Origin of the sequence: Shewanella sp. SM68 (genome assembly GCF_025653925.1) — a bacterium.
GTDB classification, from domain to species: domain Bacteria; phylum Pseudomonadota; class Gammaproteobacteria; order Enterobacterales; family Shewanellaceae; genus Shewanella; species Shewanella oncorhynchi.
Window position 1 is genome coordinate 1 of record NZ_JAKKRU010000011.1, and the last position, 24,936, is coordinate 24,936.

Here is a 24,936-nt window from a genome sequence, read left to right on the forward strand (position 1 = left end):
CGCCGCTCGCCGCCTCAGGAGTAAACTCCCTTGCGCTGCCGCTCGACTTGCATGTGTTAGGCCTGCCGCCAGCGTTCAATCTGAGCCATGATCAAACTCTTCAATTAAAGTTTTGTTGCTTCCGTCTTGCGACGTCAGCGGCTCAATGAATTCTGATTTTTTGTTTCTCGCTAAAAGAAACAAACTGTACATATTACTATGAACACTCATTGTTACATTGATTTAAATTTTTGACTGCCAACCCGAAGGCTAAGCAGTTTCGATTAACTCAACACCTGTGAGTGTCCACACAGATTTGCTTGATAAATTGTTAAAGAGCGTTGACCACACACTGAGTTTTCAGCGGGTCAGGGCTGCGTATTCTACGCATTCCCGTTAGTGCGTCAAGTAGTTTTTTTCAACTTTCTCAACGCTCATCGTTTAGCTCGCTAATCGATGAACTGCATGGCTTTCTTTGCTTAACTTGCGTTACGCTGTCTGCCGTGTCAGTGGATGCGCATTATAGGGAGATTGAGAAAGTCCGCAAGGGCTTTTTTGAGAAAAATGGATCTTTTTTTAATACTTTCAGTTAGTCACACAATACCCCCACTTTATCCTCAGACTTATCCACAAAATGGGTTTTAACGGTTAAATTTGCTACAGCGATGGCTTTGCTTTAATGGCTATCGATAAGAATGAAATGATGTTCAATGGGGGAATAACGACGATTAGCTATATAAAGAAGAGTAAGAATGTAATCCGGATGACACGAGAGTAAGCGCTAGGCTTATTAAAGAGGAAATAAAAAGGCAACTTAGATAAGTTGCCTTTAGTGTGCGTTCTATTCTACTTATTCAGTAGGCAAATCTGTCAGCAAATTAACTTAACTTGCCGTGGCATTGTTTGTACTTACGGCCAGAGCCACAAGGACAAGGATCGTTGCGACCCACTTTGTCACCATCACGGATCATCGGTGCTTGCGCAGTGACAGCTTCATGCTCATCATCACCACCGCCAACAAGCGACTCTGCCGCTGCGTGTTGATAGTCGCGCTGGATCTTGGCATCTTCTTCACGACGACGCGCTTCCATTTCTTCCACATCTGACTGAGCTTGCACTTGTACTTTCGACAGCACACTGATGACGTCATGTTTCAAGGTGTTCAGCAGTTGTTGGAATAACTCAAACGACTCACGCTTATATTCTTGCTTTGGATTCTTCTGCGCGTAACCACGTAAGTGGATACCTTGGCGCAGATGATCCATCGCCGCTAAGTGTTCTTTCCACAGGCCATCGAGCGTTTGCAGCATAACGGCTTTTTCAAACTGGCGTAGCACTTGCGCGCCAACCATTTCTTCTTTTGCCTTATACGCATCGCCCCAAGCAGTGATAATACGCTCACGTAGACTCTCTTCATGCAGATCGTCTTCTTTATCTAACCATTCTTGGATAGGTAATTTGAGCATAAATTCTTGGTGTAGACGTTGCTCTAAACCCGGGATATCCCACAGCTCTTCTACTGATTGCGGCGGAATATATTGATCGATTACCGCGCCAATTACATCGTCTTGGATGTTTTGGATAGTATCTTCAATACTTTCCGCATCCATCAACTCATTGCGCTGGGCGTAAACCACTTGGCGTTGATCGTTAGCGACGTCATCAAATTCGAGTAATTGCTTACGGATATCGAAGTTACGGGCTTCAACTTTACGTTGAGCGTTTTCAATTGCGCGAGACACCCATGGATGCTCGATCGCTTCGCCTTCTTCCATACCCAGCTTTTTCATCATGCCAGAGACACGATCCGAGGCGAAGATACGCATTAAGCTATCTTCCATCGACAGGTAGAAGCGTGATGAACCCGCGTCACCTTGACGACCCGCACGACCACGTAACTGGTTATCGATACGGCGTGATTCGTGACGTTCTGTGCCTAGGATATGTAAACCACCCGCAGCAACGACTTCATCATGACGAATTTGCCAATCAGCTTTGATCTTAGCTTTTTGCTCTGCTGTTGGATTATCGAGTTCATCGATTTCCATGTTCCAGTTGCCGCCAAGCACGATATCAGTACCACGACCTGCCATGTTCGTCGCAATAGTCACAGAACCAGTACGGCCAGCTTGCGCGACGATTTCTGCTTCTCGTTCGTGGAATTTAGCATTTAAAACTTCGTGCGGGATCTTTTCCTGCACCATTAAGCGCGCTAACAATTCAGACTGTTCGATTGAGACTGTACCCACCAATACTGGCTGACCACGTTCACGGCAATCTTTAATGTCTTTAATGATGGCTTGATATTTTTCATCGGCGGTCAGGTAAACCAGTTAGTCGGCACAACGACTGTGTCTAATCCATAGATGTGTTGGAATTCAAACGCTTCAGTGTCGGCTGTACCTGTCATACCAGCCAGCTTCTCGTATTGACGGAAGTAGTTCTGGAAAGTGATCGAAGCCAATGTTTGGTTTTCGTTTTGAATGTGCACGCCTTCTTTGGCTTCGACAGCTTGATGTAAGCCTTCTGACCAACGACGACCTGGCATAGTACGACCCGTGTGTTCATCGACTATGATGACTTCGTTGTCTTGTACTATGTAATCCACATCGCGCTCAAACAGCGTGTGCGCACGAAGCGCCGCGTTGACGTGGTGTAATAGGGAAATATTTGCAGCAGAATAGAGTGAGTCGCCTTCGGCTAACATGCCGCGCTCGATCAGCAGGTTTTCTACTTTTTCTTGGCCACGCTCGGTGAAATGCACTTGTTTGGCTTTTTCATCAATGCTGTAGTCGCCCTCACCCACATACTCTTCCGTATCTTCTTTATCTTGACGGATAAGATTGGGGATCAAGGTGTTGATCTTGATGTATAGCTCAGAGCTATCTTCGGCAGCGCCAGAAATGATCAGCGGCGTACGCGCCTCGTCGATTAAGATTGAATCCACTTCATCGATTAGGGCGTAGTGCAACGGACGTTGGACCCGTTCTTGCGGTGAAAACGCCATGTTATCGCGCAGATAATCGAAACCAAACTCGTTGTTGGTCCCGTAAGTGATATCGGCGTTATAGGCAGATTTCTTCTCATGTTGGCCAATACCTGCGACGTTGATTCCTACGGTTAAACCAAGGAATTCAAACAGTGGGCGGTTATTCTCGGCATCACGACGTGCCAAGTAATCGTTCACTGTAATCACGTGGACGCCTTTGCCTGTCAATGCGTTTAAGTAGGCGGGTAAGGTTGCCGTTAAGGTTTTACCTTCACCCGTACGCATTTCAGCAATACGGTTGCTGTCGAGTACCATACCGCCGAGTAACTGTACGTCGAAATGACGCATATCAAATACACGCTTAGACGCTTCACGCACTGTAGCAAAGGCTTCAGCCATGATGCTATCTAATGAAGCTCCAGCAGCTAAACGCTCACGGAACTCTGCGGTTTTCGCCTTTAATGCTTCATCGGTTAATTTTTCATAATCAGCTTCTAATGCGTTAATGCTAATAACGATCTTTTGAAGCCCTTTAAGGGTGCGGTCGTTGCGACTACCAAATACTTTTGTCAGTAATTTACCAAACATCTGAATCACTTATTCTCTGTAGGCCAAGTCCATGATGGAAACTAGAAGCCAATGTTTCAATTAACTTGCTTTGCGGTAGACAAACTTTTGTGGATCTATCTGCTGTCCGCCGCGCAACACTTCATAATGCACATGAGCCCCAGTTGAGCGCCCAGTGCTTCCCATACTGGCGATAGCATCGCCTTTTGCGACCACATCACCTACAGTCACTGACAAAGCTTTATTATGGCCATAACGCGTATGCAAACCGTTACCATGGTCGATTTCAACCAATTCGCCATAACCGAACATATTTCCAGCAAAAGTCACCACGCCTGCAGCAGTCGCAACAACTTTAGCTCCTTCTCGACCGGTAAAATCAATCCCCTTATGCACAGACCTGCGACCGTTGAAAGGGTCATTACGTAATCCGTAGGGCGACGATAACCAACCTTTATCGAGCGGGATACCTGATATATAACGTTCATCATCTATATGGTGGTTAGATGACACTGTTTCAAGTAGTGAAAGCTGAACATTATTATTGTCAATTCGTGATGCCAACTTATCCATATCGTCGATAAGCTGTCCGAGCTCGATGTTAGTGCCTAGTTCGCTCAAACCACCCACACCAACCTCGGATGAAAAATCAAAATCTTCATCCAACTTATTCTGCTGGGCGACCTGTTGACCTAAAGCTTCGAGACGGGTGATCTTGGCTTGCATACGTGCAACATGAGTCACAAGCATAGCCAGTTGAGACTCAGTAGCACTTTTAAGCTCTAAGACTTGTTTCTTTTGTTGTTCGCGCACGAGACGATCGTTATCGACACTGGCTTGCTGATCTTGAAATCGAGCGGAGTTGTGTTGATAAATACCGGACCCAGTGGCCAACAATAGTATTGGAAGTAGCAACCAGCGTTTACTGGGCTGCCAGCGTGTGACGCCATTCCGACCTTGAATAAATACTGTTACACTCATAGCCTAATTCAGCCATCTTATTATCATATGAAAAAGCCCCCTCAAGATCTCAGCCAATTACTGCATCAATCGGGAAAATTACCCGACCTTGCTGAGAAAGCGGAACTACTTATGTATCTGGATCAGCATGTGAAGCAGATTATTGCAGGTCCTGTTGCGGAGCAACTAAAAGTCGCTAATTTCCGCCAGGGTGTTCTTGTGGTTGAAACCACTTCGGCAGCCTGGGCTGCGCGAATTAATTTCCAAAAGCCGAAGCTATTAATCCAGCTTCAAGCAGAAACGCTCCCAATCCTTACCGCAATTGAAGTTAAAGTCAACCCGAGATTAGCAATGTATGACGCAAAGCCTAAACAGGGACATAAAGAATTAAGCCCAGCAGCAGCGGAGCACATTGCAGCATTAGCGGAAAATATTGGCGGTTCACTGGGTGAAAAACTAAAACGGCTGGCCTCATTGGCCAGCCGTAATAAATAATCTTACCGCTTTTTAAGCAAATACAGCGCCACCTGGTACAGTAAAGCTGACGGGAACATCGGCTTCTTTTTCGAAGCTGACCAACTCCCACGCATCTTGTTGCGCGAGTAAAGCACGCACCAATTGGTTGTTCAACGCATGACCGGTTTTATACGCAGTGAACTCACCTAAAATAGCGTGCCCAGCTACATATAAATCACCAAACGCATCTAGAATTTTGTGCTTAACAAATTCGTCCTCATAACGCAGGCCGTCGGGATTAAGGACGCGATATTCATCAAGTACAACAGCGTTTTCCATGCTGCCGCCCAACGCTAGGTTGTTAGCTCGCAAATATTCGATATCACGCATAAACCCAAAAGTACGGGCGCGGCTGATATCTTTCACGAAAGCAGAAGTTGAAAAGTCCATCACCACATGCTGTTGGCTACGAGCGATTTCTGGGTGCGCAAAATCAATTTTAAAATTGACTCTAAAACCTTTAAACGGTTTTAACTCGGCCCATTTATCGCCATCTTCAACGCGCACAGTGCGCTTAATCTTTAAATACTTCTTAGGCGCGGCCTGCTCTTTAATACCCGCAGACTGCAACAAGAAGACGAATGGGCTTGCACTGCCATCCATAATAGGAATTTCAGGCGCGTCCACTTCGATTACAGCGTTATCTATGCCTAAACCCGCAAGAGCTGCAAATAAATGCTCAATGGTCGAGATACGAATACCTTCGTCATTGACAAGTGCCGTACACATAGTGGTTTCACGAACTTGCTCCGCCTTCGCTGGAATGGCGACGGCAGGACTCAAATCGGTGCGCACGAGTACGATCCCTGAATTAACGGGCGCGGGCATAATGCTCAAAGTGACCTTGTTGCCAGAATGCAATCCGACACCAGTTGTTTTCACCATTTTCTGAACAGTTCGTTGAAATATCATTCAGTTACCCGTTTATATGCCAATTATAAAGCCTAATATTTGTACACTCAGCGTTGGCAAATAGAGCCGCACTGGTTCAACATAATAACATAACTTTATTATGTCACACAAATGCAGCTATGTTGTGGTATTGCCCAAAACGAACAACACCTCACATATTACGCTGGACTCAAACGCTCTCGCTAGTCGGCTTGCTTACGCAAAAATGCTGGAATATCAAGATAATCCAATTCATGCTTTGTCGATGGTGCAGGCGTAGGAGCTGGCTGCGGAGCCGCTGGCAACACGTTGCCTTTTGGCGCTGCATAGTTCACATGTGCAGCTTCTTCGACATAGGCTTCGACTTTTGGTTCAACAACTACAGGCTCTGGACGAGGTGCAGGTTTAGAAACCAATTGGATATCTGGACGCTTTTCAGCACCGATACCAGTCGCAACAACCGTTACACGCAGCTCATCACTCATTTCTGGGTCGATGACAGCACCAACAACCACAGTCGCGTTGTCAGAGGCATAAGCCTTAACATGATTACCGACAGTTTCGAATTCTTCGATACTCATGTCCATACCCGCAGTAATGTTCACTAACACACCACGCGCACCGGCTAAGTCGATGTCTTCTAATAATGGGCTGGCAACAGCAGCTTCGGCCGCTTCTTCAGCACGGTCTTCACCGCGAGCGACGCCTGTACCCATCATGGCATTACCCATTTCAGACATCACAGTCTTCACGTCGGCGAAGTCGACGTTAATCAGACCAGGACGAGTGATAAGCTCGGCAATACCTTGTACCGCACCAAGTAACACGTTATTCGCTGCGGCGAACGCATCGAGTAAAGAAGTACCACGGCCCAATACTTTTAATAATTTTTCGTTCGGGATCGTGATTAACGAATCCACGTGCTTAGCCAGCTCAGCAATACCTTGCTCAGCGTAAGCCATACGTTTTTTCCCTTCGAATGGGAAAGGCTTAGTCACAACCGCAACGGTCAGAATACCTTCTTCACGTGCGATTTGAGCCACAACAGGTGCAGCACCTGTACCTGTACCACCGCCCATACCGGCAGCGATAAAGATCATGTCAGAACCTTTGATTGCCGCGCGAATGTTTTCGCGGTCTTCTTCAGCTGCAGCACGACCCACATCTGGGTTTGCCCCTGCTCCAAGACCTTTAGTGACATCGCGTCCTAATTGAATTGTTGAGCCAGCGCCTGATTTTCTCAGGGCCTGAGCGTCTGTATTGGTAACGATAAACTCAACACCTTCAATGTTGTGTTTGACCATATGTTCGACAGCGTTACCGCCGCCGCCGCCAACGCCGATGACTTTAATCACCGCGTCGTCTGAGTGAGTATCCATGATCTCAAACATTGTCTGATCTCCGTGTTGCCTGCGTTATGAAAATTAAAATTCGCCCTTAAACCAGCTTTGGACCCGATTCCAAGCGCTAGTTACCCCTTGGCGCTCAGGGCGTTCGAACTGACGTTCGATCACCCGTCGTGCGCCGTAATGAAGCAGTCCGACTCCTGTGGAGTAAATAGACTGGTCCACGTATTCATATAAACCTTTGATCGGTAGCGGTGACGCTACGCGAACTGGCATGCCAAACGTCGCTTCCGCGATATCGACCACACCTTGAATCGACGCTGTGCCACCTGTGAGCACAATACCTGCGGCGATTTGATCTTCTAAACCACTGTCTTTCAACTCTTTGAGCACAAGCTCAAACAACTCTTGGTATCTTGGTTCCACCACTTCGGCGAGCGTGTGACGTGACATGCTACGTGATGGACGTCCACCTACCGATGGCACTTCGATACTGTCTTCGCGGCTCACCATAGAACTGCGCGCACAGGCGAACTGCACTTTAATTTGTTCAGCATGCGACGACGGCGTGCGGAAAATCTTTGCGATGTCGTTCGTCACTTGGTTACCTGCAACCGGTACAACCGCACAATGACGCAAAGCGCCATTGGTATATACCGCAATATCTGTAGTGCCACCGCCGATATCGACGATACACACACCTAAATCTTTCTCATCGAAGGTCAACACAGCATCGGCTGAGGCAATCCCCGAGAACACTAAGTCGTCAACCTTAAGGCCACAACGCTCAACGCTCTTAGTAATATTCTTCGCCATATCATTGGCGCAGGTCACTATGTGCACCTTGGCCTCCATACGCATACCGGACATACCGATTGGGCTGCGAATACCGTCTTGAACGTCGATTGCATATTCCTGCGGCAGCACGTGTAAAATGCGACGTTCGGTCGGGATCTTCACCGAGCGAGCCGTATGGATCACGTTATCAACATCTTCCTGTGTCACTTCTTCATCGTTGATCGATACCATGCCGTTTTCATTTTGGCAGGCGATGTGTTTACCCGAAATACTCAAGTAAACCGATGACACTTGGCAATCCGCCATTAATTCCGCTTGATCGAGCGCACGTTGCACACTGCGAACTATTGAATCTAAATCGTTCACGCCACCTTTATCCATGCCCCTTGAGGGATGGTTACCAAGGCCGACTATGCTGATTTCACCATCGGGCAGAACTTCGCCTATGATCACTGCGACCTTAGAGGTTCCTATGTCCAATCCGACGATAAGGTTTCTATCTTGGTTTTTGATCATTAATTATCGGCTCTCTTGTTTGTGCATCGCCCCAGCCTACGGCCAACCCTGTGTCGTAGCGCAAATCTACTCTGGCAACGGATTTCTCTTGTTTCGCCAAAACCGGATAAACAGTAATAAATCGTTGTATCCGTGCAATTTTATCTTCTCGACCCAAATCTAAAACGATACCGTTTCCAAGGGTCGCGTGCCACGCATGTCGTGGCGTTAAATTCAAACTGGCTAAGGTAAAGCCATTAATCTTTAGTAGGGAGTTGATCTGTGCATAGACAGTCAACACCTCAAGGCCCATATCATTTGGTCCAGATAACTGCGGTAAATGCTCAAGCTCTGGGTGCGATGGCGCTTCGAATACTTCTCCATGCACGTTCAACCACAAGTCACCATTCCAATGGGCTGCGGGTTGCTGCTCTTGCAAATACACCCTGAGTTTCGCTGGCCACTCACGCCTTACCGATGCGCGATATACCCAAGGCAAGGCTTCTAGTGCCTGCTGCACTAAGGTAATGTCAGCACTAAAAAAACTGCGTTGCATTAAATGCTGTAGTGCTACTTGTATATCTTTATCTGTGGTGTAAACCCGCTCACCTTTGATGGCAACGGCCTCAATCGGCAAGTTGCTGGCATCATTCAAAAATTTATGTAACTGATAGCCACCAAATACAAAACTGGCTACGATGAAGAATAAAAAGCCAGCCCCGCTCCACTGATACCAATTAAACCGTGACATTCTTGCCCGCCAGTGCCGCCTCTTATCACTCCAAGACACGCTTCATCCCACCTTTAACGACACCCATTAAAAACCACAGAAAACCGGCCATTATATAGACCAAAATCCTTTGGTCAAAATTTCCTTTTTCTCGCAGATCAAGCGCTAAAGATCAGCTTGCTTGCGCAGGTAACTCCACCACAGCAAACCCTAATCCAGACGACGCTAACTGTCGCGACAGGGCGCCAATATTACCCGCACCTTGGGTGAGTAATAAATCCCCGTCCTGCAATACATCGGGCAACACTTCTGCAAGCAGATCTGGGCTTGCGATAAAGATCGGATCTAGCTGACCACGCAAGCGAATTGAACGACATAATGCGCGACCATCCGCACCTGTGATCGGCGCTTCACCCGCACTATAAATATCGAGTAACAATAAGCAATCCACTTGCGATAACACTTCCACAAAGTCCTCATACAAATCACGGGTACGAGTGTATCTGTGCGGCTGATACGCCATGACCAAACGTCTATCTGGCCATCCTGCGCGCGCAGCTTTAATGGTCGCCGCAACTTCGCTGGGATGATGACCATAATCATCCACTAACATGACTTCGCCCTTCGGCGTGGCGAATTTGCCTAAATGCTGGAAACGACGCCCTATACCTTGGAACTCCACTAGAGCCTGAGTAATAGCGTTATCGTCGATTTCATCTTCAGTCGCCACCGCAATGGCCGCTAACGCATTGAGCACATTATGTTGGCCCGGTAAATTCAACACCAGATCGAGATCTTCTTTAGCTTTACGTCTGACAGTAAAACGGCACTGATGACCTTGCTGACTAAAATTAAGTGCTTGCACGTCCGCATCGTCACTGAAACCATAGGTCACGTGTTTACGGCCAATACGCGGCAGAATCTCACGCACGACGGCATCATCGATACACACCACAGCAACACCGTAGAACGGCAAGTTGTGCAGAAAATCCACAAAAGTCGATTTCAGTTTTTCAAAATCACCGCCATAAGTATCCATATGATCAGCTTCGATGTTGGTCACCACACTGACCATAGGCTGCAAATGCAAGAAGCTCGCATCACTCTCATCGGCTTCGGCAATCAAATAACGGCTGGTGCCTAATCTGGCATTGGTACCGGCACTGTTGAGCAAACCACCAATCACAAAGGTTGGGTCCCGCCCAGCTTGACCATAAACGCTGGCGATAAGACTCGTTGTCGTGGTTTTACCATGCGTGCCCGCAATCGCCACACCATGTCGATAACGCATCAACTCGGCTAACATCTCAGCACGACGTACAATAGGAATACGTAATTCTTTAGCGGCAAGGATTTCTGGATTTTCCAGATTAATCGCGGTTGATATGACGACCACATCCACTTGCTGCACGTTTTCCGCGGCATGACCAATTTGGATCTTGGCTCCGAGTAAACACAATCTGTCGGTCACGGCATTTTGCGCAATATCCGAACCACTCACCTGATAGCCTTCGTTCACTAACACTTCGGCGATCCCGCCCATGCCCGCGCCGCCAATGCCGACGAAGTGAATACGCTTAATACGGCGCATTTCTGGGATCATACTTCTCAGTTGTGCGTATCTTTCTGTCTTAGTCATGCTTATCCTTTCTCAGCAAGGCTGATGCACACTGCGGCAACTTGTTCAGTCGCATCCAGTACCGCAACGTCTCTCGCTCTTTGGCCCATACGGGCTAATTCTGTTCTGTCATTGGCGAGCAACTGTAATTTGTTCGCCAGTTTATTCACGTCCAAGATGGCCTGTGGCAATAGGAAAGCTGCGCCAGCCTCAACCAATACTTGAGCGTTACGGGTTTGATGATCATCCACTGCATGGGGATAAGGTACCAGAATACTCGGTAGCCCCACCGCCGCTAACTCAGACACAGTCAAGGCGCCAGCTCGGCACAATACCACATCAGCCCAGCGATAGGCGGCTTCCATATCGTCGATAAACTCAGCGATATTCACGCCACCATCTTGTCCTTGTTGCTGATATGCCGCCTTCACGCCCGTAAGATTATCTTTACCCACTTGATGCCAAACCGTCACTGACTGCTGCTGACTCAGTATCGCGACCGCTTCTGGCATAAGATCGTTAAATACTTTGGCGCCAAGGCTGCCACCGACCACGAGCACTTTTAAGGCTTCATCAGCCTCATGCTTAGGTTCTGCACCTAAGGCAATCAGTTCTTGGCGAATCGGATTACCAACGACCTTGGCCTTCACTGTGGTAAAGGTATTTTTAAAGGCGCATAACACTTGCGTCGCAATCCGCGACAACAACTTGTTTGTCATCCCTGGGATGGCATTTTGTTCATGCAGCACCAGTGGAATACCGGCTAATCTTGCCGCAACACCACCTGGGCCACTGGCGAATCCGCCCATGCCAAGGACCACATCGGGTTTAAACTCAGCAATCACGGCCTTAGCCTGCAATATTGAACGCACCACTTTAAATGGCGCCGCAAGTTTTCGGATCAAACCATTACCGCGCACACCTTTGATATCGATGAAATCAATATCAAATCCATACTGGGGCACTAAACGCGCCTCCATACGATCGGCCGTGCCTAACCAACGCACTTGCCAACCCTGTTGAGCTAAATACTTAGCCACCGCCAGTGCCGGGAACACATGTCCTCCCGTACCACCCGCCATGACTAAAATACGTTTTCCTGTTGGAGTCATCACTTCAATCTCCCTTGCACGGCCTGAACTAATGTCATGCGCCGCTCGTAATCAATGCGCAGCAACATCATGGCTGCCGCAGTCATGACCCATAAACTACTACCACCGTAACTGATAAAAGGTAATGTCAGCCCTTTGGTTGGCAACATGCCGATACTCGCGCCGACATTCACCACAGTCTGGAAACAAATCCAAATACCGATGGCATAACCTAAATAACCTTCAAATGGCTTATCCATGGCTAAACACAAATTACCTAAACGAATCGATCTCAGCGCCACAAATAGCAGCACAGATAACACAGCGATAATGCCGATAAAGCCCAATTCTTCCCCGATCACGGCAAAGATAAAGTCAGTGTGCGCTTCGGGTAAATATTCTAGTTTTTGAATACTATTTCCGAGCCCTTGGCCGAACCAATCACCTCGACCATAGGCCATCAAAGATTGAGTCAACTGGTAACCGCTACCGAAGGGATCTTGCCAAGGATCCATAAAGGAGGTCACTCGGCGGATACGATACGGTTCCAATAGCACTAGGGCCACAAACGCCAATACGCCCGCAAAAATCAAGGCAAAGAAATCGAGTAACCGCGCACCGGCTAAAAACAATAGACCAACCGTTCCCACAAATAGCACCACCACAGTACCTAAGTCGGGCTGCATCAAAATCAGCACAGCGTAAATCGCAAATACTGCAATCGGCTTATAGAAGCCTTTAGCATTCTCACGCACTTCCTGATGACGCCTCACTAAGTAACCCGCCATATAGATGGCGAAGGCAAATTTAGCGACTTCCGCCACCTGGATGCGAATAGGGCCTATGGATAACCAACGCGTTGCACCGTTTACCGTAGTGCCAACCACCAATACAGCCAACAACATCAAACCCACAATCAACAACAACATGGGGCTCCAGCGCTGCCAAGTCTGCATCTCTACTCTTAGCACAAATGCCGCAATGAATAAGCAACCCACTAAATAACCCACATGGCGAGTCATAAAATAAAATGGGTTCCCCGTGAGCGTTTGCGCTTCAGGCATAGAGGCTGACATCACCATTACAAAGCCGAAGCTAATCAAAGACAACACAGCCGCGAGCAAAGCACGGTCGTACAATTGCACGCCTGGGACTTCGGTATCACGTTGCCAATTGGGAATTGCTAAACGCAAACGCCCAAATAGGCTAAGTTGTCTTGCATCACTCGCCATTAAGTTGTCCCACGAGGTTTCTAAAATCATCACCTCGAGCCATGAAGTTACTGTACATATCTAAACTGGCGCAGGCTGGCGATAATAAAACGATATCACCAGAGGTGGCCAATTCAGCGGCTTTCGCTACCGCAGCAGCCATAGTGTCGACTCTTATCGAGCCGTCTTTCAATGCAGCAATCTTTTTACCATCGCGGCCTAAGGTGATGAGGTGTGTGACTTTAGCTAAAGCCACAGCTAAAGGCTTAAAATCAGCCCCTTTACCGTCACCGCCAGCAATCAAAATAATATCGCCTAAGTGGTCACTCAAGCCATCGAGTGCGGCGACTGTGGCACCGACATTTGTCGCTTTAGAGTCATTGACATAGGTCACGCCATTCTTAACACCAACCACTTCACAGCGATGGGATAAGCCAGTAAAAGTACGCGCCACTTTTGCCATAACGTGCTTGTCGATACCCACGACATCCACAAGCGCCATCGCAGCAAGTAGGTTGGCATGGTTATGACTGCCAATCAGCGAGACTTCAGTGATCGGCATTATTTCGCTGCTGCCGTGATAAATCTTGCTGTCGCTGATGCCCCATTCGTCCGCTTCTGGCGCCGCTAAACCAAAACTGTTTTGGTTCATTGGTTCTGGCGGTACGGTCAGTTTATCGTCACGATTAAAGAGTACGGCACGGGTTTGTTTGTATAAGCGAAATTTAGCCTCGCGGTAGGCATCGATGTCACTGTATCTGTCCATGTGGTCTTCGCTGATATTCAAACAGGTCGCCACCACACACTTAAGACTGTGGGTGGTTTCCAATTGAAAGCTCGACAACTCAAGCACAAATAAGTCCGCATTTTCATGCAGCAAATCCAGCGCAGGTACACCGATATTACCTCCGACGGCAACGGCAATACCCGCTTCCCTTGCCATCTCGCCCACCAACGTAGTGACGGTCGATTTACCGTTAGAGCCAGTAATGCCAATCACACAAGGTTTACGGTCAGCAATCTCACGGGCAAATAGCTCAACATCACCAATCACTTCGATACCCATATCCACAGCGGCACGTACCTCTGGGGTATAAGTGGCAATGCCTGGACTGATAATGATCTGCGTCGCTTGCACAAGATAACGGCAATCGAATCCGCCAGAAATCAGCTTCACATCAGGAAAAGACGTCGCTAACGTTTCGGCGCCCGGAGGCTGCCGACGACTGTCCATCACCAATGGCGTAATGCCCTTTCCACACAAATAGCGCACCACGGACAAGCCCGTGGCCCCCAAACCTAACACTATGTGTGAATACTGATTTTGCATAACCAATTACCTTAACTTCAACGTGGCTAAGCCAAGTAAGACGAGGAATATCGAGATAATCCAAAAACGCACTATCACTCGAGGTTCAGGCCAACCTTTTAACTCATAGTGATGGTGTATCGGCGCCATGCGGAAAATACGCTGGCCGCGTAACTTGTACGAACCCACCTGCAGGATCACCGACAGGGTTTCCATCACGAACACGCCGCCCATAATCACTAACAAAATCTCTTGGCGAACGAGCACTGCAATTGTGCCCAGTGCAGCACCTAATGACAGAGAACCCACATCGCCCATGAAGACTTGCGCAGGGTAAGTGTTGAACCACAAAAAGCCCAGACCCGCACCGACAATGGCGGTACAGACAATCACAAGCTCACCAGAACCGGGTAAATGCGGGATATGTAAGTAATTCGCAAACTGAGCGTGACCCGACAAATAAGCAATCAATGCAAACGCCGCCGCGACCATTACCGTCGGCATAATCGCCAAACCATCGAGACCATCGGTTAAGTTCACCGCATTACTCGAACCCACTATCGTGAAGTACGCCAATACGATAAATACGGCGCCGAGTTGCGGCATCACGTCTTTAAAGAAAGGCACCACTAATTGGGTTTCGCCTGGATTGGCCGCTGTGGCATACAGAAAAAAAGCAATAAGCAGCGCAGCCAAAGATTGCAGAATGTACTTCCAGCGCGCGATCAAACCTTTAGTGTCTTTACGCACCACTTTGCGGTAATCGTCGATAAAGCCGATCAAACCGAAACTGCCGAGCACAAACAGCATGACCCACACATAGCGGCTACCGAGATCGCCCCACAGCAACACGCTGATGAAAATAGCAGCCAATATCAGCAAGCCACCCATAGTCGGCGTGCCACGCTTACTAAAATGTGATTCTGGACCATCGTTACGCACAACCTGACCAATTTGCAGTATTTGCAAACGTTCAATCAGTTTAGGGCCAAACCATAAGCTAAAAACCAATGCAGTCAATAAGCCTAAAATGGCTCGAAATGTTACATAGGAAAACACGTTAAACCCGGTATGAAAACGGGTTAAATACTCGGCCAGATATACCAGCATTTACACTAACTCCCCACGCCCGAAGGCTACTGTTAGGCCATCCACGACCCGCTCCATGGCGGCGCTACGTGAACCTTTAACGAGAACCGTTACCTGTCCCGGCAACTGGTTTATATGCTTTATAAGTTTTTCTACTAACGTCGCCACACTGTCATAGTGCTCCGCACCGAAAGCTTGGCTCGTGTGCTGACTTAAAGTTCCGGTACAAAACAAGGCATCAATCCCCTGTTGCTTGGCCAGTTGCCCTAGTTCAGCGTGTAAAAGGGGCGCATTGTCGCCTAATTCTCCTAAATCTCCCAGTACCAGACAGCGATTTTCAGAAATTTCCTTTAACCAAGCGATCGCAGCGCCAACGGACACAGGATTTGCGTTATAGCTATCGTCGATTAGACGCACGCGTCCCAATTGACTCGGCTGCATACGTCCTTTCACTGGCGTTAATTGGCTCAAGCCTTCAGATATTTCAGTCAAACTCAATCCCAAAGCAATACAAACACTTGCAGCGGCGAGAGCATTACTCACCTGATGACGACCCGCCAACGGCAATACCACTTGGCAAGATTCACCTAAATAATTGAGCATAAAACGATAGCAACCATCCGCATTAGTCTTATGGCCTGTCGCTATCACGTCGATATGACGTTTAGCGGCGCCATCTTGCTGGGAGAAGCTCAGTTGCTTATAAGGTCTTGCCTTAACGCTCATAAAATCAGCGAAGGCATCATCGGCGTTGATGATGGCAGTGCCATCGGCCTGCAGATGATTAAAAATCTCTGACTTCGCCTGTGCGACACCTGCTTGTGATCCAAATCCTTCTAAATGGGCGCTGCCGACGTTATTCACCAGCGCGACGTTTGGACGCACAAGTCCCGAGGTGTAATCGATTTCACCTTTATGGTTAGCGCCGAGCTCGAATATCCCAAACTCATCCGCTGGCGTTAAACGCAGCAAAGTGAGCGGCACACCAATCTCATTATTAAAATTGCCAGCGGTATAGAGGATTTGATGCTTTGCCGACAGAATGGTCGCGATCATTTCCTTCACGCTGGTTTTGCCGTTTGAGCCAGTCAAAGCAACACAAATCGGATTGATCTGGTCACGAACATAAGCACCAATCGCACCCATGGCCTTTTGACAATCAGCCACAATGAGCTGCGGGACATCAAAAGCTAATTCACGCTCAACCATTAACGCCGCGGCGCCGTTCGCAATAGCTGTTGCGGCAAAATCATGGCCGTCAAAGTGCTCACCCTTTAAGGCAACAAACAGGGTTGCAGCGCCGATTTTGCGGCTATCACTGCTTAAATCTTGGATGGTGACGTCGTCACCGACTCGATGCACGCCTAAGTGTTGACTTAGAGTCTCGAGAGAAAGAGGGATCATCTTGATTGCTCCAATGACCGGTGTGCCAATACACATCCATCATAATGTTGACTTAGGGTCCCGAGAGAAAGAGGGATCATCTTGATTGCTCCGCTAACAGGCGTGCCAGGGCGCGTTCATCATAGTCATGACGCACACCTGCCGCCTCTTGGTAAGTTTCGTGGCCTTTGCCCGCAAGCAAGATCACATCGCCAGGTTTAGCCAATGCCACAACCTCTTTAATTGCTGCGATACGGTCAACCTGAGTCAATGCCTGCTGAGGGTGGGTTAGCCCTTGGATAATATCGGTAATAATTTGCGCGGGGTCTTCACTGCGCGCATTGTCGCTGGTCACCATAATGCGGTCAGCATATTGCTCTGCAGCTTGGCCCATCAAAGGACGCTTGCCCTTATCACGGTCGCCACCACAGCCAAATACGCACCATAAATCACCGGCACAATGGCGACGTAGCGCGTTTAACGCTTGTTCAATCGCATCGGGTGTATGGGCATAATCGACCACTAAGGTGATGTTATCCGCTGTAGTGAAACGCTCCATACGACCTGCAACGGGCGTTAAATATTGCACCTGCTCGGCTAACGCTTTCATATCAAAACCTTGCAGATACAAGGCCGATAACGCCGCGAGTAAATTAGAGAGATTAAAGGCACCAAGAAGTGGCGAGTGGATTTGAGTCTCGCCCTCGGGCCACACTAAGGTTGCACTGACACCTTGATCGTCAAACTTGGCATTTTTGGTATAAAAAGCCGCACCTTGATGACCTTCAATGCTAAAACCCCAAATCTGCGCAGGCACAGGCTTAAGCTCAGTCAACCAAGACACGCCAACTGCATCGTCGAGATTCAATAAACCGTGACCTAACGTGCTGAAACGAAATAGGCTTTGTTTAGCGGCGGCATAGCTTTCCATATCGCCGTGGTAATCGAGGTGATCGCGAGTCAGATTAGTGAACACGGCAACATCAAATGGTACTGCGTCGACGCGGCCTTGCACTAAGCCGTGACTCGACACTTCCATGGCGCAGACACTCGCGCCTTGGGCTTCAAACTCATGCAACTGACGCATTAAGGTAATCGCATCAGCTGTGGTGTTACCACTATCAACAAGCTCGCCCCAGAGACCATTGCCAAGGGTGCCCATGACGGCGGCTTTGCGCCCCAATGAAGTCACCAGTTGTGCAATGAGTTGACTCGTAGAGGTTTTACCGTTAGTTCCGGTAATGCCGATAACCCCAAGGGATGGCATAACGGCAGACTTGTGCGCTAAGGGATAACGCTGGGCGGCAATTGCCGATACCTGACGACTTAACTGAAAGAAATAAATCTGTACACCGTGCTCGGCATTATCGCCCAGCAACACTTTGCCATGTTGGTCAGCATCATCCGTGTGAACTAATACGCCTGCTGCACCTAAATCTAAGGCTTTTTCAATAAACTGTCTGCCATCGACTTTATGTCCTGGCAGCGCCAAAAACACATCGCCGCGACGTATTGCGCGGCTATCTAAGGTCAGATCATTGAAGGACTGCGCGCCAGCATAATGTAGCCAAGGCGCTAGCAAATCCCGTAATAACATCATTCTGCTCTCCCAGCGGCGATTCCCGCCAATTGCACTTGTTCTTTATCGGTAATGGGTTCAACGTTTAACATTTGCAGTGCGCCAGACATGACTTTGGCAAATGCAGGCCCCGCCACTGAACCACCATAATAGAGATCGCCCTTAGGCTCGTTCACTACCACCACTATCGCTAATCTAGGATTATTCGCAGGAGCAACACCCGCAAATAAAGCAACATAATCATCACCATAGCCACCAGCAACTGCCTTACGACTTGTGCCAGACTTACCTGCAACTGGATAACCGTCGATGTGCGCTAAGGTGCCAGTGCCACCTTTTTCCGTTACACCGACCAGCATTTGCATTACATCGTGCGCCACATTTTCAGAAATGACTCGCTCACCGACAGGTGGCTTTTTCAGTTTCATTATCGAGACTGGGAACAAAGTACCGCCATTGCCTAAGGTGGCGTACATGCGCGCAAGTTGAAGTGTTGTTGCCGTTAAGCCGTAACCAAACGACAAGGTGGCACGTTCAAAGTCTGACCAACGGTGGCGATCTTGAATCAAGCCAGCGCTTTCACCCGTGAGGTTAATTCCCGAAAAACTGCCAAGTCCCATGGATTGATAAGTACCGAGCAGTTGCTGCACCGGAATAGACAAAGCCAATTTACTGATGCCGACGTTACTGGATTTAGCCAAAATACGCGCCAAACTCATATCGCCGTAGTTCGCAGGATCACGTACTTGGCGACCACCTAAACGCATCCAACCCGGTGAAGTGGCAATAATATCGGTCGATTTAACTGTGCCAGCTTCAAGCGCTGCGGCTACCACAAATGGCTTAATGGTCGACCCCGGCTCAAAGGTATCTGTCATAGCACGGTTACGCATTCTGAAGGTTTGCAGATTGTCGCGCGCATTGGGGTTATACGAAGGCGTATTCACCATAGCCAAGACTTCACCCGTGTGAATGTCGAGGACGACAATCGAACCCGAAGTCGCTTGGTTCATCTCTGTGGTGCGTTTTAATTCGCGATAGGCTAATTGTTGGATCCTATGATCGATACTCAGCACGAGATCGTTAGGGCTCTCACCTTCCTGCACTATATCCAGACGCTCGACGACATGACCATCGCGTGACTTACGCACTTTTTGTTTGGAAGGCGTACCTGTTAACCAACTATTGTAAGCATTTTCAACACCTTCAATCCCAACATCATCTATGTTAGTGATGCCGATTAACTGAGCTGTGATTTCACCACCAGGATAATAACGACGAGATTCAGACTTTAGAAATACACCGGGTAATTTAAGCTGAGTAATATAGTCCGCAACCGCAGGGGTAATTTGGCGTTTCAAGTAGGTGAAGCGTTTGGAGGGGTTACTGCGCACTCGCTCTAACAAATCTTCGAGGGGCTCATGCAACACATCGGCTAAGGCTTGCCAGCGGCGCATATCGGCAAAACCATTACTATCATTGACTTGTTTTGGATCGGCCCAGACGGCTCGTACAGGTACGCTCACGGCCAACATGTCGCCATTACGGTCGGTGATCAAGCCACGCTGCACTTCACGACTTGTGGTCCGCAATGTTCGCATGTCACTTTCGTGACGTAATTTGTCGGGCTCGATAATTTGAATGTAAGCTGCGCGTCCCACTAGGCTGCAAAACAACGCACACACAAACCCGACCACTACGTATAAACGCCAGTGGATCAATTGAGGTTTTTGCGGTTTGCTTACCCGTTTGATTTTCGCTTGCCTAGTCATATCTTCCCTATACTCACGGCACCTTTACCACAACTTCTTCGCTGGGTAACGGACGACTCATGTTGAGTTCCTTAGAGGCAATACGCGTAATACGACTGTGCTCAGTCTGCGATTGCTCTTCTAATAATAAATTGCGCCACTCAATATCTAATCTATCTCGCTCCTGCAGTAACTGGTCCCACTGGGTTGTCAGTTGACGGCTAACATGGCTGCCATAAACCACGGCAACCGCATTACTCAGCACAAGCAAGGCTAATAACAAGATCCATTTGTGCAGCCATAAATCATGTAAAACGATCCGTGGCAGATTAATCGAGGGCTTACTCACAGTGCGCCCCTTAGTAATCTAAACGCTCGGCAATGCGTAACACTGAGCTGCGAGCTCTGGCATTGCGTTCGATTTCTTCGTCGGATGGCATAATCGCCTTGCCCACGGCACGTAACTTACGCGACTTGTTAATTTGATCTTCAGTAACCGGAAAACCGTGCGGTACACTTTCGCCTTGGCTATGACGACGAATAAAACGCTTCACGATACGATCTTCTAAAGAATGAAAACTGATGACCGACAAGCGTCCTTGGGGAGCAAGCACATTGACGGCTCCTTCAAGAGCCTGATCAATTTGATCTAATTCACTATTGATATAAATGCGGATCGCTTGAAACACCCGAGTCGCAGGGTGCTTATTGCGTTCTTTATTTTTAGTGATACGCGCAATTAAATCGGCTAAATCTTTAGTACGTAAAAACGGCGTTTTCTCACGATCGGCAGCAATACAACGGGCAATATGGCGAGCATTTTTCTCTTCACCGTAGGTTTTAAATACCCAAGCCATATCTTCAATTTCGGCACGAGCCAACCATTGTGCAGCCGTTTGGCCTTGACTGTTATCCATACGCATATCGAGTGGACCATCGCGCAAAAAACTAAAACCGCGTTCAGCATCGTCGAGCTGGGGTGAAGACACACCTAAATCGAGTAATACGCCATCAATTTTGCCCACAAGCCCAAGCTCTTCGACGTAATCGGCTAATTGACCAAAGCCACCATGCACGATTTGAAAGCGTGGATCGTCAGCAAATTGTTTGGCCGCTTCAATCGCTTGAGGATCGCGGTCGATAGCGATCAATCGACCATGTTCACCGAGTTGTTGTAATACTTGTCTTGAATGACCACCGCGGCCGAACGTGCCATCGATATAGATGCCATCGTCTTTGATGTTTAAACCGCCAATCGTTTCTGCTAGCAGTACGGATAAATGGGCAAATTCTTGACTCATTACTCTCTTCTTATTTAGTTATCGCGACTCGTTAAAGTGAAAAATCCGCGAGGCGCTCGTTATTAACGAGATCCTCACTTCGAATCGTTTCCTGACATTCATCAATTTGCTGCAGCCAAGATTGCTCATCCCACAGCTCAAATTTATTCAATTGCCCCACCAGCATGATGCGCTTATCTAAATTGGCATATTGCCTTAACGGTGGCGGCAGTAATATGCGCCCATTACTGTCGAGCTCCACTTCGTGGGCGTAGCCGAGTAACAGGCGTTTTAAGGATCTCTGGGTTTTATCGGTATCTGAAAGCTTCAACAACTTAGCTTCGATCAATTCCCATTCGTGAATGGGATACAAGAGTAAACAGGCGGATTGGATATCGACGGTAATCACGATGCGGCCTTGGTGCTCAAGCTGCAAAGGTTCGCGGTATCGCACTGGAATAGCGATCCGTCCCTTTGTATCTAAGTTGATAGCACTGGCTCCACGAAACACGCTAATTCATCCTATCCTTTGATTTTTGATCCACAAATATCCACTATTTCCCACAACTGCTAAGTTTAGGGACAGTCGACAAGCATTGTCAAGGGATGGGATCCTTTTATAAATCCAGTCGGCAAGCGGGTTAGCCGCATGTTGAGCACTTAACCTCGCGACAAACTTTTGACAAGAAAAACCATTAGAGATTGACTAAACAGAGGAAACAACAGGAATAAATAGCGCCGATATATTCAGCAACCTTTTGCTTTCAGGTGCTTGCGATGAAAAAAATGGGGAATTATTTCTGTATTTGTGGGATTTTACGGGTCGAGAAATAACGTCAAACTCAAAAACGCAACAAAACAAACTTACGTCCATCCTTATTCGACAGTCAAAAAAGAGTTGAAATCAGCATAAAAATCTAAATTTTTATTCCAAATAAAGACGTTCATCTTTTTACTAATGGCTGAATATTAATGTCGCGATTGCGAGAAAGATCAAAAATCCCACGTAAAATCCACCAAAAGAACCACTTTATCCCTACACATTCACCTTATACCCGCACTAGCTACCTAATGACTCGCCCTATTCGCCTTAACAAGTTAAACGGCGTATAGTCTAAATATTGACCGACTTCAGCCGATATCATATTAAGAGGTGTAATAACAAGGAGGCGTTATGAGTGGATTGGATAGCATTTATGCCATGCTGGCACAGCCAGTAAAAGCCGTGTTTCACCCTAAACGGGTTGTTGACCAAGTCAGCAGTGCAAGCGCAAATGCCCCCGATAGCCATGAAACACCGCAGTCGCAGTTACCTCCAGCGTTAGAAAGCCGCAATACTAAAGTCAGGGAAAGACGCAAAGAATCAGATAACAATAAAAATAAGAAACGCCGTGCATCGGATGAAACCGAAACGCTAAAACTAAAAGAAGGTGTCGTACTTGAAGTGACCGATGATTCCGCAGAAATCAAGAAGCCACCGAGCCAACATATCATTGATGTAGAAGTATAAATCCGTACTGATATAAAACGGAAAAGGCGCAATCCCATTGGATTAGCGCCTTTTTATTAGCCTCTTTTTAGCAGCACTATCGAGCATGTCTGAAATCAGGCCAGATTTCGAATCATGCGATACCTCAAATTAAGTTTGATCTCAAACCAATGCCGCCTCAAGGCGTATTGTTTAAGTTCGAGTTCTGGCCACCGCGTCCTGCCAACCTGCGTATAGCTGTACTCGAGTCTGGGCATCGATATTAGGGATAAAATGCTTATCGATGCAGGCTTTGTGCTCAAGCTCTATCACACTCTCCCAAAAGCCCACTGCCAACCCAGCTAAAAATGCCGCACCTAAAGCGGTTGTCTCACAAACGCTTGGCCTTAACACTTCGACATCGGTAATATCGGCTTGAAATTGCATCAAAAAATCATTGGCGACCGCGCCGCCATCCACCTTTAAACGCTTAAGGCTAACGCCACTGTCTTTGATCATGGCATCGAGTAAATCTTTACTCTGATAAGCGATGGATTCTAACGCTGCCCGAATAATATGATTACGATTCGCCCCGCGTGTCAGACCAAATAGCGCACCACGGGCATTGGGATCCCAATAGGGCGCACCGAGTCCCACAAAAGCGGGCACCAAATACACGCCATTAGTATCGGCGACCTTAGAGGCAAAGTACTCAGTATCACTGGCATCACGAATAAGCCCCAGTTCATCTCGCAGCCATTGAATGGTCGCGCCGCCCATAAAGACTGAACCTTCAAGGGCATAGTTCACTTCACCCTTAGGCCCCACGGCAACTGTAGTCAATAAGCCATGGTTTGAGCGCACCGCTTTTGTCCCTGTATTCATCAACAAAAAACAACCAGTACCGTAGGTATTCTTCGCCATGCCGGGCTCGACACATAGCTGACCAAAAAGCGCCGCCTGTTGATCGCCCGCCATTCCTGCAACTTGGATTTCACTGCCTTCGCCAGCAATCCGTGTCGTACCATACACGCTGCAGGAGGGTTTAACGTCAGGCAACATAGACAAGGGAATATCTAAGGCTTCGAGTAACTTATTATCCCAAGTCAGGCTATGGATATTGAATAGCAAAGTGCGGGCAGCATTGGTTGGATCGGTGACATGCACCTTGCCCTCGGTTAACTTCCACACGAGCCAAGTATCGATAGTGCCGAACAACAACTCACCACGCTCGGCTTGCTCACGGGCATTGGGCACATTATCTAGAATCCACTTGATCTTAGTGCCTGAAAAATAAGGGTCTAGTAATAAACCAGTATTCTCACGCACATATTCTTCTAACCCTTGAGCTTTGAGTTGCTCACAAATCTCAGCGCTGCGACGGCACTGCCACACTATCGCGTTATAAATAGGTTTACCTGTGGCCTTCTCCCATATAACAGTGGTTTCCCGCTGATTGGTAATGCCAATGGCGGCCACTTCATCGCTGTGAATACCCGCACGCGCCAATACTTCAATTAACACTGAACTTTGACTTGCCCAAATCTCCATGGGATCATGCTCGACCCAACCCGGATTAGGGTACAACTGGGTAAATTCCCGCTGGGACACGCTGACAATGTTTGCGTCGTGATCGAACACTATCGCCCTTGAGCTGGTCGTGCCTTGATCTAAGGCCACCACGTATTTTTTCTGCACGCTACTATCCTATCTGAACTCTCCGCTGCCTTTTTATGCTAGGGAGAATTAACATGATCCACCGACTTATGCAGTGAATATATTCGGAATTTACCGCCGTGACCAGCAAGCAAGCCGTAAAACAAGATCACTCCACCATGCTATAGCCATAAAAAAGCCCTGAAGATTCAGGGCTTTTTTTAACATAC

Annotated in this window: 19 protein-coding genes, 1 rRNA gene and 1 pseudogene; 2 read left to right on the forward strand and 19 right to left on the reverse strand. The window is 47.9% G+C overall.

Annotated elements, in window-relative coordinates; translation table 11 throughout:
• From L5M40_RS16830 to L5M40_RS16840, 3 genes and pseudogenes are all read right to left on the reverse strand, one after another.
• Positions 1-107 (reverse strand): 16S ribosomal RNA (locus L5M40_RS16830); the annotation flags it as partial.
• A 750-nt stretch (positions 108-857) separates the two neighbouring features.
• Positions 858-3,556, reverse strand: a pseudogene (gene secA, locus L5M40_RS16835) (preprotein translocase subunit SecA).
• A 60-nt stretch (positions 3,557-3,616) separates the two neighbouring features.
• Positions 3,617-4,516: a M23 family metallopeptidase gene (locus L5M40_RS16840; RefSeq protein WP_105251201.1), complete on the reverse strand. Its 900-nt coding sequence runs from the start codon at positions 4,514-4,516 to the stop codon at positions 3,617-3,619.
• 27 nt (positions 4,517-4,543) lie between these two features.
• Here L5M40_RS16840 and L5M40_RS16845 point away from each other — a divergent pair, with 27 nt between their 5' ends.
• Positions 4,544-4,990, forward strand: coding sequence for a DUF721 domain-containing protein (locus tag L5M40_RS16845; protein WP_105251200.1), 447 nt, complete (start codon positions 4,544-4,546; stop codon positions 4,988-4,990).
• A 12-nt stretch (positions 4,991-5,002) separates the two neighbouring features.
• On the opposite strand, the gene lpxC is transcribed toward L5M40_RS16845, so the two are convergent.
• The 15 genes from lpxC to mraZ form a co-directional block, all read right to left on the reverse strand.
• A complete protein-coding gene (lpxC, locus tag L5M40_RS16850; protein WP_198572582.1) occupies positions 5,003-5,923 on the reverse strand; it encodes a UDP-3-O-acyl-N-acetylglucosamine deacetylase in 921 nt (306 codons plus the stop codon).
• Between the two features lie 182 nt (positions 5,924-6,105).
• A complete protein-coding gene (gene ftsZ, locus L5M40_RS16855) occupies positions 6,106-7,293 on the reverse strand; it encodes a cell division protein FtsZ (RefSeq protein ID WP_106648312.1) in 1,188 nt (395 codons plus the stop codon).
• A 33-nt stretch (positions 7,294-7,326) separates the two neighbouring features.
• Positions 7,327-8,562: a cell division protein FtsA gene (ftsA, locus tag L5M40_RS16860; protein ID WP_006079897.1), complete on the reverse strand. Its 1,236-nt coding sequence runs from the start codon at positions 8,560-8,562 to the stop codon at positions 7,327-7,329.
• Positions 8,543-9,292: a cell division protein FtsQ/DivIB gene (locus L5M40_RS16865; RefSeq protein ID WP_168826587.1), complete on the reverse strand. Its 750-nt coding sequence runs from the start codon at positions 9,290-9,292 to the stop codon at positions 8,543-8,545. The genes ftsA and L5M40_RS16865 overlap by 20 nt, the downstream gene beginning before the upstream one ends.
• Positions 9,293-9,443: 151 nt before the next feature.
• The gene (gene murC / locus L5M40_RS16870) at positions 9,444-10,910 is read right to left on the reverse strand and encodes a UDP-N-acetylmuramate--L-alanine ligase (protein WP_105251197.1); all 1,467 of its coding nucleotides are present in this window, start codon (positions 10,908-10,910) and stop codon (positions 9,444-9,446) included.
• Between the two features lie 2 nt (positions 10,911-10,912).
• Positions 10,913-12,001, reverse strand: coding sequence for an undecaprenyldiphospho-muramoylpentapeptide beta-N-acetylglucosaminyltransferase (gene murG, locus L5M40_RS16875; protein WP_168826594.1), 1,089 nt, complete (start codon positions 11,999-12,001; stop codon positions 10,913-10,915).
• Complete coding sequence (gene ftsW / locus L5M40_RS16880; protein WP_113941076.1) at positions 12,001-13,212, reverse strand: cell division protein FtsW; 1,212 nt, start codon at positions 13,210-13,212, stop codon at positions 12,001-12,003. Before ftsW ends, murG begins: the two co-directional genes overlap by 1 nt.
• Positions 13,202-14,521 (reverse strand): UDP-N-acetylmuramoyl-L-alanine--D-glutamate ligase, encoded by a 1,320-nt coding sequence (gene murD / locus L5M40_RS16885; RefSeq protein ID WP_263174368.1) that lies wholly within the window; start codon positions 14,519-14,521, stop codon positions 13,202-13,204. The genes ftsW and murD overlap by 11 nt, the downstream gene beginning before the upstream one ends.
• 6 nt (positions 14,522-14,527) lie before the next feature.
• Positions 14,528-15,610 (reverse strand): phospho-N-acetylmuramoyl-pentapeptide-transferase, encoded by a 1,083-nt coding sequence (gene mraY, locus L5M40_RS16890; protein WP_263174367.1) that lies wholly within the window; start codon positions 15,608-15,610, stop codon positions 14,528-14,530.
• Positions 15,611-16,993, reverse strand: coding sequence for a UDP-N-acetylmuramoyl-tripeptide--D-alanyl-D-alanine ligase (locus L5M40_RS16895; RefSeq protein ID WP_263256958.1), 1,383 nt, complete (start codon positions 16,991-16,993; stop codon positions 15,611-15,613). It lies immediately after the preceding gene.
• A gap of 76 nt (positions 16,994-17,069) precedes the next feature.
• Positions 17,070-18,572 (reverse strand): UDP-N-acetylmuramoyl-L-alanyl-D-glutamate--2,6-diaminopimelate ligase, encoded by a 1,503-nt coding sequence (gene murE, locus L5M40_RS16900; RefSeq protein WP_263176761.1) that lies wholly within the window; start codon positions 18,570-18,572, stop codon positions 17,070-17,072.
• Entirely contained in the window at positions 18,569-20,323 is a 1,755-nt protein-coding gene (locus L5M40_RS16905) for a penicillin-binding transpeptidase domain-containing protein (RefSeq protein ID WP_263176762.1), read from the reverse strand. Before L5M40_RS16905 ends, murE begins: the two co-directional genes overlap by 4 nt.
• 13 nt (positions 20,324-20,336) lie before the next feature.
• A complete protein-coding gene (ftsL, locus tag L5M40_RS16910; RefSeq protein ID WP_105251190.1) occupies positions 20,337-20,651 on the reverse strand; it encodes a cell division protein FtsL in 315 nt (104 codons plus the stop codon).
• A 10-nt stretch (positions 20,652-20,661) separates the two neighbouring features.
• Positions 20,662-21,603 (reverse strand): 16S rRNA (cytosine(1402)-N(4))-methyltransferase RsmH, encoded by a 942-nt coding sequence (gene rsmH / locus L5M40_RS16915; protein WP_263176763.1) that lies wholly within the window; start codon positions 21,601-21,603, stop codon positions 20,662-20,664.
• Positions 21,604-21,634: 31 nt separating this feature from the next.
• On the reverse strand, positions 21,635-22,093 hold the full coding sequence (gene mraZ, locus L5M40_RS16920; protein ID WP_105251188.1) for a division/cell wall cluster transcriptional repressor MraZ: 459 nt from the start codon (positions 22,091-22,093) through the stop codon (positions 21,635-21,637).
• A 663-nt stretch (positions 22,094-22,756) separates the two neighbouring features.
• Between mraZ and L5M40_RS16925 the strand changes: the two genes are divergently transcribed.
• A complete protein-coding gene (locus L5M40_RS16925; RefSeq protein WP_168826581.1) occupies positions 22,757-23,092 on the forward strand; it encodes a hypothetical protein in 336 nt (111 codons plus the stop codon).
• 171 nt (positions 23,093-23,263) lie between these two features.
• Here L5M40_RS16925 and glpK read toward each other — a convergent pair whose 3' ends face one another.
• Entirely contained in the window at positions 23,264-24,748 is a 1,485-nt protein-coding gene (gene glpK / locus L5M40_RS16930; protein WP_263148950.1) for a glycerol kinase GlpK, read from the reverse strand.
• Between the last annotated feature and the right edge of the window lie 188 nt (positions 24,749-24,936).

Excerpts from the sequence above, each read along its gene's own strand:
- ftsA (WP_006079897.1), bottom strand. The coding sequence starts at position 8,562 with ATGATCAAAAACCAAGATAGAAACCTTATCGTCGGATTGGACATAGGA.
- L5M40_RS16905 (WP_263176762.1), bottom strand. The coding sequence starts at position 20,323 with ATGACTAGGCAAGCGAAAATCAAACGGGTAAGCAAACCGCAAAAACCT.
- L5M40_RS16865 (WP_168826587.1), bottom strand. The coding sequence starts at position 9,292 with ATGTCACGGTTTAATTGGTATCAGTGGAGCGGGGCTGGCTTTTTATTC.
- mraY (WP_263174367.1), bottom strand. The coding sequence starts at position 15,610 with ATGCTGGTATATCTGGCCGAGTATTTAACCCGTTTTCATACCGGGTTT.
- rsmH (WP_263176763.1), bottom strand. The coding sequence starts at position 21,603 with ATGAGTCAAGAATTTGCCCATTTATCCGTACTGCTAGCAGAAACGATT.
- murD (WP_263174368.1), bottom strand. The coding sequence starts at position 14,521 with ATGCAAAATCAGTATTCACACATAGTGTTAGGTTTGGGGGCCACGGGC.
- L5M40_RS16840 (WP_105251201.1), bottom strand. The coding sequence starts at position 4,516 with ATGAGTGTAACAGTATTTATTCAAGGTCGGAATGGCGTCACACGCTGG.
- murG (WP_168826594.1), bottom strand. The coding sequence starts at position 12,001 with ATGACTCCAACAGGAAAACGTATTTTAGTCATGGCGGGTGGTACGGGA.
- ftsZ (WP_106648312.1), bottom strand. The coding sequence starts at position 7,293 with ATGTTTGAGATCATGGATACTCACTCAGACGACGCGGTGATTAAAGTC.
- lpxC (WP_198572582.1), bottom strand. The coding sequence starts at position 5,923 with ATGATATTTCAACGAACTGTTCAGAAAATGGTGAAAACAACTGGTGTC.
- L5M40_RS16925 (WP_168826581.1), top strand. The coding sequence starts at position 22,757 with ATGAGTGGATTGGATAGCATTTATGCCATGCTGGCACAGCCAGTAAAA.
- murE (WP_263176761.1), bottom strand. The coding sequence starts at position 18,572 with ATGATGTTATTACGGGATTTGCTAGCGCCTTGGCTACATTATGCTGGC.
- ftsW (WP_113941076.1), bottom strand. The coding sequence starts at position 13,212 with ATGGCGAGTGATGCAAGACAACTTAGCCTATTTGGGCGTTTGCGTTTA.
- L5M40_RS16845 (WP_105251200.1), top strand. The coding sequence starts at position 4,544 with ATGAAAAAGCCCCCTCAAGATCTCAGCCAATTACTGCATCAATCGGGA.
- L5M40_RS16895 (WP_263256958.1), bottom strand. The coding sequence starts at position 16,993 with ATGATCCCTCTTTCTCTCGAGACTCTAAGTCAACACTTAGGCGTGCAT.
- murC (WP_105251197.1), bottom strand. The coding sequence starts at position 10,910 with ATGACTAAGACAGAAAGATACGCACAACTGAGAAGTATGATCCCAGAA.